This is a genomic window from Mastigocoleus sp. MO_188.B34, from assembly GCF_030065675.1.
In the GTDB taxonomy this organism is placed as follows: Bacteria; Cyanobacteriota; Cyanobacteriia; order Cyanobacteriales; family Nostocaceae; genus Mastigocoleus.
This window is the reverse complement of sequence record NZ_JASJDK010000094.1, coordinates 21287-32905: the sequence shown is the minus strand read 5'-3', so window position 1 is coordinate 32905 and position 11619 is coordinate 21287. Positions and strand designations below refer to the sequence as shown.

Here is an 11619-nt window from a genome sequence, read left to right as displayed (position 1 = left end):
TGCTGTAAGCAACACGTTAAAAATAGCTTTGCGTAAAACTGTGAAGGAATTTTTAGGACTTATTGTTTTTGCCAAGCATCGGAGAAATGGGAGTTTACACATCAACTCACCCTCGTAAATTGGCGAAGGTATTGATCAATCTAATTGATATTTATAAATTGTAAGAATTTAGAAGTTGTAAGATATTTGCAGTAAGAGCAGGATTAGGGGAAAACGACCACAGTGTTAAAAAGGCGACAGAAGTCTCTTGATATGACAGAAGAGGAATCTTTATTAAGGGTTTTCCCACGACTACCTTGGCTTACTAGTCGCCCTTAGGATGGGATGGTATTCAAGTTCAATGTCACCGACAACCTGCTTATGAATTATCAGAAGTGTCTTATCAACAACATATGATTTTAGTTGGTAAAAATACATCAGATTTGATGATTGACCGTACTATAGATACAAAACGGCGAGTTTTTCAAGTTATAGATGGAGACATTGGGGTGATTCCAGCCAATGTAACCAACAAGTGCAAATGTATTGCAGAGCGAGACTATGATTATATGACGCTGTTACTACAACCTTTTCAACTTGCTAACGTTGCTTATGAGACTATAAACTGCGATCGCCTCGAACTCATTCCTCATTTTATTAAGCCTGACCCTTTAATTAATGGTATTGCAATGGCGCTGAAGTCTGAGTTGAAATTACAACAGCAAGCAAATCAACTGTATGTTAATTCTCTGACTACATCCCTTTCAATTCATCTGATAAAAAACTATTCTACCTTCGAGCGATCGCTGCGGGAATATGAGAATGGGTTGTCCAAGTACAAATTAAGACAAGTGCTTGATTATATTAACTCACACATGGATCGAGAAATAAGACTTAGTGGACTTGCTACAATGGTGGATATGAGTAAATACTATTTTTTAAAATTATTTAAGCAATCAATGGGTATTACACCCCATCAATATGTCATCAAACAACGAATAGAAAAAGCTAAACAATTACTTAGACAAGATAAGTTATCCGTAATTGAAGTTGCTGCTGAATGTGGCTTTTCTAACCAAAGTCATTTTGCCAAAGTTTTTCATAAAAATGTAGGTATTACACCAAGAGCTTATCGAAAAAGCAGATGACTTAAATGGAGTTGTCCAACAAACTGAAATGCGATCACTCATAACCTATTATGATTTATGTATCGGCTCGATTTGCGTAGAATTGTTCGTAACTCCGGCTTATTGCGGCTTTTGGTGTAAAGTTGTTATCTGTATATTTTTCAATAAAAATTCTTCCTTTACTGTTTTATATCATGTCCGGTAAAACACTTACGATAAGGTTCGTAGTAGCGCTTGAGCGCCAATATCTTTACTATGGTGCTAAAGCGCTATAGCGCTACGCGCAAGTAAAAAGTAAAAAGTAAAAAGTAAAAAGTAAAAAGCCTAATACGTATGGCTTTTAGGGTTAATACATGTCCTAACGTAACTTCGTAGTGCTATACTACAAACAAACATATTTTTCATAAGTAATTAAGCGGACATGATATCACTGTGTCATAGTGGGGCTAAATATTTAAATCGCTGAAGGGAGCATCTAGCTACATTACTAATACCAATTTCATTTAGTTAGGCTACACTTACAAAATTTAATTACAGGATATGATTTTCACCTCATGCATTATCTGTAGCTTGAATTTAGGAAATTGGTATAATCCCTCTTTTGTTCCTTTAGGAAGTAGTTTGCAAATTACTCCCTAAATCTGGAATCAACTATCAAGCAGCAGAATTTTACTTTCTAGTATACCGATGCTTAACCCCAACAGGGAAGTAATCCCGATCACCCGTAGGAAGTAATGTAATTTGCGGTGTTTGATATTCCACAGGAACATAGTTTGCAAATTCACTATTAAGGCGTTTGAGTTGGGTCAAGATAGAAGATGCAATGGTTGTTTCCTTATCTTCACTTGCTTCTACACCCGAAGCTAATTCTACCGCAATAAATAAAAACCGGTTTTTATCTGCATCTTCTCGTACTTGCATGACAAATTTACCAGTTACCCATTCTCTAATTACCGGTTGTTCCAAACCAACGGTGACATTTTCCGGGTAGATATTAGCTCCAAAATAGGAAACTGTAAAATTGGAACGTCCAAACACATAGACGAAAGGTAAATGACGAATTCCCCTTACATCGGGGTCTTTACTAATATCTTTTAACTCTGCAATGGGATCGAAATTCCATTGAGCTAAAAATTCCAACATTTCTTCATAACTAATTATGCCGCCAGTATCCAAAATGTTATAGCGAATCAAAGGAATTCCATTATCCCCAGAAAATAATAGGGTTCTATCTTCAACTTCAAAAAAGCGACTTCTCGGATCGTACTGTACCAAAGTCGGTAAACGAGATTCGCCAAATAAAGCCTTAGCTGCATCGGGATTATTAGCTAAAAAGCGGCGAATACAAATACTTAATGGAGTTTCATTACCCAAAACACCAGCATCAGCCGTACCGTAAAGAGATGCACTATCATAACAGATGTTATCATTACCCAGGCGATCGCCAATTAAACTTCGCCATTCTTCACTAAATACTTCCCCAGCCATTACCAATTTTATTTGATATTGTTGCCAGCTAATACCCTCACTAATACCTGTATCAATTACATTTTTGAGAAATGGTGGATATCCCAATAACACAACCTGTTCGAACTGTGGAGCGAGTTCTTTTACCACCCGCAGAATTTCCTGTTTGTTGCTACCAGGGGTAATTACAGTAATTGGATAACCCTTACTCGCAAGATAGCGACAACAACTAGCACTATACATACCTCCGACCCAAGTACCCAAAGCAAAGCAAACAACCGCTAAGGTGCGTTTAGTATCTGCGTAAAAACTGTCATGGAATATTTGCTCAAACCGGACAGCAATTTCTAATTCGTCTGCAAAAAATCGTCCCCAAAAAGTTGGTTGTCCTGTGGAACCAGAAGAAACCGCGATCATATCACAGCTTTCTAACTTTCCACCGCGACATAATTGAGCTAAAGGATAACGACGCAGATAATTTTCCTTTGTCAGTAGGGGTAAGTTGTAAAAATCTTCAATACCTTGGATCGTTGCAGGATCGATTCCATGTTCCCTTAACAATTCTTTGTAAGCAGGAACACTTGCAACTACATCATGAAATAAATCTAAAATTATCCTATTTGTATTATTTTGGGAATAACCTGCAAGCAATTTTTCTAAAGGAGATTGTAAAAAATTGGTCAATGCTCCAATAGCCCGCTGCTGTTTGTTTTCGTAACTCATAACTCTTGTGACTGTAATAAATTCCGATTACTATCCATTTATATATACAGTTATCAGTTATCAGTTAACAGTTACCAGTTTATGGCTAACGCCACGCCCTTACGGGCTACAGTTATCAGTTCCAGTTACTCCTTACTTCTTACTTCTTACTTCTTACTTCTTACTCCTTACTCCTTACTTCTTACTCCTTACTCCTTACTCCTTACTCCTTACTCCTTACTCCTTACTCCTTACTCCTTACTCATTCCCAAATTACGTAATCATAGCTTTAGCTCGTGTAGCAAATAATAAAAACCATTAATACCTTAACGCCATGCACGTATATTGCAGCAAACAACATCCGAACCAGAAAAATCATCGCTTTTGCACTACGTGCGGAGAACCTTTACCGTTAAATTCAGGGGAAATTCTTGTTAATCGTTACCGAATTATCTCACAATTGGGTCAAGGTGGTTTTGGACGTACTTACCTTGCTGAAGATTTAATACATTCCCATCAAAAGTGTGTGGTTAAAGAATTTGCTCCCCAAGTAGAAAAAGCAGAAGAATTAGAAAAAGCTAAAGAACTATTTGATCGAGAAGCAGATGTTCTCCGACAACTCAAACATCCACAAATCCCCGGTTTTCACTCTTCATTACAACCAAAGCTGGGAACCAAAGATTTTTTCTTTCTGGTTCAGGACTATGTAGATGGTGATACTTACTTTGATCTATCAGTTAAAAAGCAAGCACAGGGAGAAAAATTTACTGAAGCAGAAGTTATTGAATTATTAAAAAATATTTTACCCGTTCTGTCTTATATTCATGCTAAAGATGTGATTCACCGTGACATCTCTCCCGATAACTTAATGTTGCGACGCAGCGATAATTTACCGGTACTAATTGATTTTGGTGCAGTCAAGCAGTTACCTGCATCTAAAGGTTTTTGGTTTACCCAATTAGCTGCTAACCGCACGATTTTGGGAAAGAAAGGTTATGCACCAGAAGAACAGTTACGTCAAGGTAAAGTTTTTCCTTCCAGTGACTTATATTCTTTAGCAGTGACAGCGTTGGTCTTGGTAACAGGTAAAGAACCACAAAAGTTGTATGACAGTTATCAGGGTAATTGGCGTTGGGGAGAAATCAAAATTAGCCCCCAATTTGCATCCATCCTCAAAAAGATGCTTTCCTATAAACCTAGCGATCGCTATCCATTAGCTGAGCAAGTACTGAAAGATTTAGAAGTAGCTGCAAACACCAAAGTTACCAATCCTCAAATTAGTAAGATTAGAACAATGGTTGCAGCTCCCCACCGGAAAAAAGTTAGTGCAATTGCAACTCAGTTTAATAATAAAACCCAAGCTGTAGTCCACGCTTTACCTTTACCTATATGGTTGCGTCCTTTTGCTATTAGCTTAATTACAACTACCGCCATTCTCTTGGTTTTCGCTGGTGTTTGGGCTGTAGTTAACGGGGTAATTAATGCAGTAACTTCAATTTCTTTACCTTCAATTTCACTTCCAAGTTTAGAGTTACCCAAACTACCAGGTGCGGGGAATTCATCAGATGAGGGGTCGAATAATCAAAATACATCCCTAGTTAATCGAGTTCTCAGTCGTCGCGAACAATTAGAAATTCCAGATGGTTTTTTCTATGCAACTGTCAATCAGATTTTTTATACAGAAAACCCAGAAGCAGAAGGACGCAGCTTAACTTCTTCTGCAGAGGATGCTAAATTGCGTGAAAAATGGTTTGAGAGCGCCCAAGAGTTGTTACAAAAACTTGAACAAGCTAACTTGAGTGTCGCCACCCGTCGTAAACTAGGGAACTATAGTGGCAAAGATTACGAAAATTGGAGGAGACAAATTGAAACAGGTAGATTAGGTAACTATACGACTAACAGACTGGATCGGGACACTAACAATAAGTTTTATCGCTTATTTCCCAATCAATCGCGCGAACGACTCGACCAAAAAACATTTGGTCAAATTTGGTACGCAATTGCTGCAGATAAAGTTAGTCAACTAGAATCTGGAAATTAGAGTCTGGAAACTAAAATCTAGAAACTAGAACCTGGAAACTAGAATCTAGAAACTAGAACCTAGAAACTAAAATCTAGAAACTAGAACCTGGAAACTAAAATCTAATAATTTAGATATTTAAAATCTATAAATTAAAATTATTAGTCACTTGTCAATACTAGCTAGTTAAAAAGTATACAAGCAATCCGAACCTTGGGAACTTACATTAGATGTTGTGTGTGTTTACAATGCACATGACAAATGACAAATGACACAATATTAATTAGTATCTTATAAATGAACCCTAAATATTGCTCTAAAGGACATGAAAATCCCTCTGGAAGCCACTTTTGTCTCCAATGTGGCGAAGCATTGACAAATACACCGGTAAATCAAAGTATCCAACCGAGACAAACTTTAGACGGTCGCTATTTAATCATTCGTCAATTGGGTCAGGGTGGTTTTGGTAAAACTTACTTAGCTGAGAATATCAACCGCTTTAATGAAGCATGCGTGCTCAAAGAATTTTCTCCCCAAATTCAAACTGACTACGTTTTGCAAAAAGCTGAAGAGTTATTTCAAAGGGAAGCGAGTGTTCTCTACAAGCTAGAACATCCCCAAATTCCCCGTTTTCGCGAACTTTTACGCACTAATTACCATAATAAAAAGTATTTATTCTTAGTTCAGGATTACGTAGAAGGAAAAACTTATAATTCTTTATTACAGACAAAATTAGAGCAAGGGTTACGCTTTTCCGAAGCGGAAATAATTCAACTTTTACAACAAATATTGCCAGTATTAGATTATATTCATTCCCTAGGTGTTATCCACCGCGATATTTCTCCAGATAACCTAATTTTACGTTCAAGAGACCAATTACCAGTCTTAATTGACTTTGGTGGGGTAAAACAAGTTGCAGCGGAAGTTGCATCCCAATACTATCAACCAGGTGTGGGTGTATCTTTACCCCAACCGACTGTTTTAGGTAAAGCTGGATATGCTCCCCCAGAACAAATGCAGACTGGTTTGGTCGCACCCCACAGCGATCTATATGCTTTAGCTGCAACAGCACTTGTTTTATTAACAGGTAAGCAGCCAACATCGCTAATCGATACATATACTTTAAACTGGCAATGGCGACAAGAAGTGACTATAAGTCCTGCTTTGGGACAGATTTTAGATCGAATGCTCCTTGCTTCACCGACACAACGCTACCAAAGTGCTACGGAAGTACTGCAAGCATTAAATAATTTAAACTTATCAAGTATCGATCCAACTCAACCACCAACCGTTACACCGCAAACAACACCCACAGAAGCAACAGTAGCCGTATCTCCTGCAGTTAATTTTCCAGTTAAGAAGTCGTCTCCAACAAATTCAACTTCTCCTCCTCCCAATTTTCCTCCACCTCCATCAAATCCTAACAAGGGAATATCACTAGGTATATTAGGAAAAATTATACCTTTTATGGTTATCATCGGTGCGGTGGGTATAGGTGTTTGGGCTGCAAATAATTTTTCTGGCGGTGATAATGTTGTCACACCAACTGAGGAAGAACAAAGAAAAGAACAATTAAATACACGTCGCAATCAACTTGGAATTGATGCAAATTTCTTCACAGCCCTTGTTAACCAAGAATTTAAACGTGAAAATCCTAACTTCCAAGGGAAAAATCTCAACAACATAGAAGACCCCAGTCTCAGAACAAAAAGAGATAAAATTGCCAGTGAATTATTAGATAAACTATCCACACTGAGTTCCGATGCTCGGCGCAGACTTGGTTTTTATCGCAAAGCAGATCGCGATCGCTGGAAAGTAAGGGTTAATAATATTAATGTTGGTAGTCGTTCCTTATACGACCTAGGGGATGCAGCATTTTTTCAAAAATTTAAATATTTTCCTGAACAACAAGGAAACAGTTTTATAGAAACTCCTATGGGGCAAGTATGGCATGGATTTGTTGCCGATAAACTTAATGCAATCCTCGCTCGCAGTGCTTATCAAAAAATTACCTTTGATGTTAATGCTACAAGTAAAACTGTAAGTGGTAATTTTAGACCGGGACAAGGTAAGGTTTTTATTGCTGACTTGCGAAAAGAACAATTAATGAATCTGAAGCTTGATGCGAGTTCGCGTATCTTGCTATCAGTTTATTCCCCTTCTGGCAAAATTAAGTTTCTACAAGATTCTACTCGACGTAACTTATCACTAAAACTTCCAGAAAACGGTTTTTACGAATTTGTCCTTGCTTCCATATCCTCCGAATCCCAAAACTATCAACTCCGCTTGAACGTAGAAACACCTCCAGAACCAACTCCAGACCCAACTCCAACGGAAACACCAACTCCAGACCCAACTCCAACAGAAACACCAACCCCAGATCCAACACCAACAGAAACACCAACCCCAGATCCAACCCCAGATCCAACCCCAGACCCAACACCAACAGAAACACCAACACCCACCCCAACCCCAACAAAAACAGTCAACCCCGATCCCCAATTACCAATTACCAATCCTTAATATCTAATCCCTACTTCTCAAACGTTATGTTTTATTGGGATTTGAATGAGAAATTCTGTTCCTTGTCCCAATTGAGATTTAAATTGGATTTGACCTTTGTGCTTCTCAACAACAATTTGATGGGAAATCGATAGTCCTAACCCTGCTCCTTGACCCACATCTTTAGTGGTAAAGAAGGGTTCAAAAACACGTTTGCTAACAAATTCTGGCATTCCCAAACCATTATCAGTAATTTTAATCAAAACACTGTCATCAATAACTTGGGTAACAATGCAGATAGATAGAGGAATTTCTGGACATTCATTACCAGTATTTAAATGCTTTTGTTTAACGTTGGCAAACTTTTGTTCTAAAGTATCGATGCTATTTGCAAGGATATTCATAAAAACCTGATTGAGTTGAGCAATATAGCATTCAACCAGTGGTAAGCGATCGTATTTTCTGGTTACCTCAATTCCTGGATATTTACCATTAGGTTTTAATCGATGCCCTAAAATCATTAAAGTATTATCCAATCCTTCGTGGATATTTACTGCTTTTAACTTGGATTCATCTGCGCGAGCAAAATTACGCAACGAAAGCATAATTTGATTGATACGTTTTGCTCCAATTTCCATGGAATAGAGCATTTTTGGTAAGTCTTCATTAATGAAGTCCAAACCAAGTCCTTCCACTTGTTCCTGAATGCTGGATAGTGTATCGGGAGAATTTGCGCGGTAAATATTTATTGTTTGTAATAACTGTTGCGCGTATCTCCTCATATGAGTGAGGTTACCAAGAATAAAGTTAACAGGATTATTAATTTCATAGGCGATACCCGCAAGTAATTCTCCTAAACTTGCCATTTTTTCACCCTGAATTAAATAATCTTGGGTTTGTTTGATTTCTTTTAAAGCTTCCTCAAGCTTTGTTGCTTGGTCTTTTGTTTGTTGGAGTAATTCTCCTTGTTGAATTGCAACTCCTAATTGCACCCCGACTTGAGCAAGTAAATCCACCTCTTCATCTTTCCAAATCCTTGGATGGGAAGTTTGATAAGCAACTAATAGACCCCACAATTTGTCACCTTGGGATATGGGAACGAAAGTTTCGTTACGTGGTAGATTATTGTCGTCTGTATCAGACATTGCTGGCATTATTAATGGTTGCACAATAGCTGAAGGTTCCCAACCATCTTTAAATGAATCTGCAACGAATTTCCCCCTCCAATTGGAATCAAAGCGATAAATTGCGACTCGATCTACTTTAAGTAACTCTCTTACTGCTTGAGTTGTAGCTTTAAAAATTGTTTTAATGTCAAGGGATTGACGGATTTTATCTACTGTTACAGCTAACAATTTCTGCCGTTCCATCGCCTTAGTGCGTTCTCTAGCTTGTGCTAGTTCAACTGCTTGAGTTTGGACTTGCTGCAAATATGTGTCTTGTTTTAAGGCTACTCCCAATTGTTCGGCAATTTGATAAGCAAATTCAATTTCGGAAGCTTCCCAGTCACGAGGTCTACTACATTGATGAATGCACAGTAGTCCCCATAACTCACCCTGTTTAAGTAAAGGTGCAACAATATTTGCACGAACTTGGAATCGTTCCAAAATTTGTATATAACAACTTTTAAACTCATGCTGATAAATATCAGCGATCGCATTTACCCGACCTTGACGATAAAGAGGGGCAAAGTTTTCACTGAAACAATGATCGTAAACTTTATCTCTGATGGCTGAATTAAAGCCCAAAGCTACATCCTCGTAGATAAATTCTCCTTCCCAGTTATTTTTAGGATCGAAACGGAAAATTCCTACACGATCTGCTTTGAGTAACTGACGAACTTCCAGCACAGTAGTTTGAAAGATAGTATCTAATTTCAAAGACTCTCGAATTCGGCTAATTACCCCAGTTAATGCTTTTTGCTGCTCTGCTTGATACCGAGCATTAGCTAATAATTCATGATGATATAAAGCCACACCCATTTGAGAACCCAATTGGGCTAAGAGTTGAATTTCATCAGCTTCCCATTTTCTTGGGGAAGAGTTTTGATATGCAGCAATAACTCCCCAAAGCTTATTTGCTTGGAAAATTGGAGCTGTGGTAAATGATTGAGCCTGAAACTGTTCTAATAATTCTATATGACAATGACTGAGTCCAGCTTGGTAGATATTATCAATTGTAAAAACCTCATTATTAGCGTAACGTCCTCCTTCTGTTTCTTGTAAATAAGTATCTTTTATTTCGGTATGTACCCCAACCAATGGGGTCCAAATTTTATCAAATGATTCAGCAACAAAATTACCACTCCAATCGCTATCGAAGCGGTATATAGCAACGCGATCTGCTTGAAGGATTTGTCTAGTTTCCTCAGTAGTTGTTGAAAAAATTGTATCAATATCAAGAGATTGACGTATTTTCTCAATCACCTGTCTGATTAATGTCTGGTGTTGATTTGCCTTAGTCAGTTTTATCGTTCGTAATTTTAACTGGTTAAAATATTCGGCTTGTTGAATCGCAACTGTCAAATGGTCAGCGATTATTTTCACAAATTCGATTTCAGAGGGTTTCCAGTCTCGAGTTTCACTACATTGATGAATGCACAACAATCCCCATAATTGCTTATTTTTCAGCAAAGGAAGTACTAAATTTGCTCTGACCTGAAATCTCGCTAAAATTTCTTCATGACAACGACTCAGTCCTGATGCGTAAATATCAGCAATGGCTTGTATCCTACCTTGGGAATAATGAACGGCGAATTGTTCTCCAAAACAGTGATCGTAGACTTTTTGTTCTATTGCTGAAGCCCAACCTTCTGCAACATCTTCAAAAACAAATTCTCCTTCCCAATCTTTTTCCGGGTAAAACTGGAAAACTCCAACCCTATCAGCATTAAGCAATCGGCGTACTTCTGTCGCAGTGGTTTGGAAAATCGTATCCAAATCCAATGACTCTCGAATTCGCTTAATCAATCCCGCTAAAGCTTTTTGCTGTTCTATATGATCTTGAAATTGAGCAATGGAAAAATCTAGCTGTTCTTCAGCTTCTATTATGAAATAAGGTTGCATAATTAGTTATAATTATTATTTTGCTGTTGCAAAACAACAGCAATCATCCCAAAAAAAGAAACAAAATAATTTGTTATATAAAATCATTAAAATATTTTTCAATGATTTATCAAAAATGATTTATCAAAAAACTGCTCTTCAGAGTTTATCTTTTATTTTACTAAAAAAATAATATTTTTTTAAGATTTTTTGCCACTTCTTGAAGTAGTTTATTTTGTCATCATTGAGTATTCTCCCTTAATTTATTAATAATTTTATGTATCATTTTGTTGATACATAAGAACTATGACAACTAAACTTATGTAAGTTAAATTACTTGCAATGTTAGCATTAATTTGATGGTTTAAACAAATAAGAATAGTTTCAATATCCTTTACTTTAATGATTCTTAATTGTCATTATGTTTAACTTAAAAAACAATTTTAGTAGCAAAATTTTATGTAATTCTGGGTTTTTAAATGGGGCAATGATTTTAATTCCTAATCGTGACATACCGCATCTACCAATCGATTTACCTCTGCCCAAATACAATAATTTATTGCTATAACAAATATTGAAAAAAACTGATTTTACTCTGTAGAATTAAATGAAAAAAAATACCCGGGCTTTTTTTGCAACCCGGATAAATATAAGAAAAATCAATAAATAATCTTGTCATTACTGACAAATATAATACTCTTACAGTCAAGCGGGATGCTTATCAATATCATTGGTTTTAATTAGAGAAATTAGTAATAATTGCTCATTGTTTTTTACT

Annotated in this window: 5 protein-coding genes; 3 read left to right on the top strand and 2 right to left on the bottom strand. The window is 37.0% G+C overall.

What is annotated here, in order from left to right; all coding sequences use genetic code 11:
- Window positions 1-374 precede the first annotated feature (374 nt).
- Window positions 375-1127 (top strand): AraC family transcriptional regulator, encoded by a 753-nt coding sequence (locus QNJ50_RS20050; protein WP_300638524.1) that lies wholly within the window; start codon window positions 375-377, stop codon window positions 1125-1127.
- Between the two features lie 648 nt (window positions 1128-1775).
- Here QNJ50_RS20050 and QNJ50_RS20045 read toward each other — a convergent pair.
- Entirely contained in the window at window positions 1776-3296 is a 1521-nt protein-coding gene (locus tag QNJ50_RS20045; RefSeq protein ID WP_300638522.1) for a phenylacetate--CoA ligase family protein, read from the bottom strand.
- Between the two features lie 313 nt (window positions 3297-3609).
- On the opposite strand from QNJ50_RS20045, the gene QNJ50_RS20040 reads away from it, so the two are divergent.
- Both QNJ50_RS20040 and QNJ50_RS20035 read left to right on the top strand, forming a co-directional pair.
- Entirely contained in the window at window positions 3610-5316 is a 1707-nt protein-coding gene (locus tag QNJ50_RS20040; protein WP_300638520.1) for a serine/threonine-protein kinase, read from the top strand.
- A gap of 276 nt (window positions 5317-5592) precedes the next feature.
- Complete coding sequence (locus tag QNJ50_RS20035) at window positions 5593-7818, top strand: serine/threonine-protein kinase (RefSeq protein ID WP_300638518.1); 2226 nt, start codon at window positions 5593-5595, stop codon at window positions 7816-7818.
- A 17-nt stretch (window positions 7819-7835) separates the two neighbouring features.
- Here QNJ50_RS20035 and QNJ50_RS20030 read toward each other — a convergent pair whose 3' ends face one another.
- The gene (locus tag QNJ50_RS20030) at window positions 7836-10862 is read right to left on the bottom strand and encodes a GAF domain-containing protein (RefSeq protein WP_300638516.1); all 3027 of its coding nucleotides are present in this window, start codon (window positions 10860-10862) and stop codon (window positions 7836-7838) included.
- Window positions 10863-11619 lie beyond the last annotated feature (757 nt).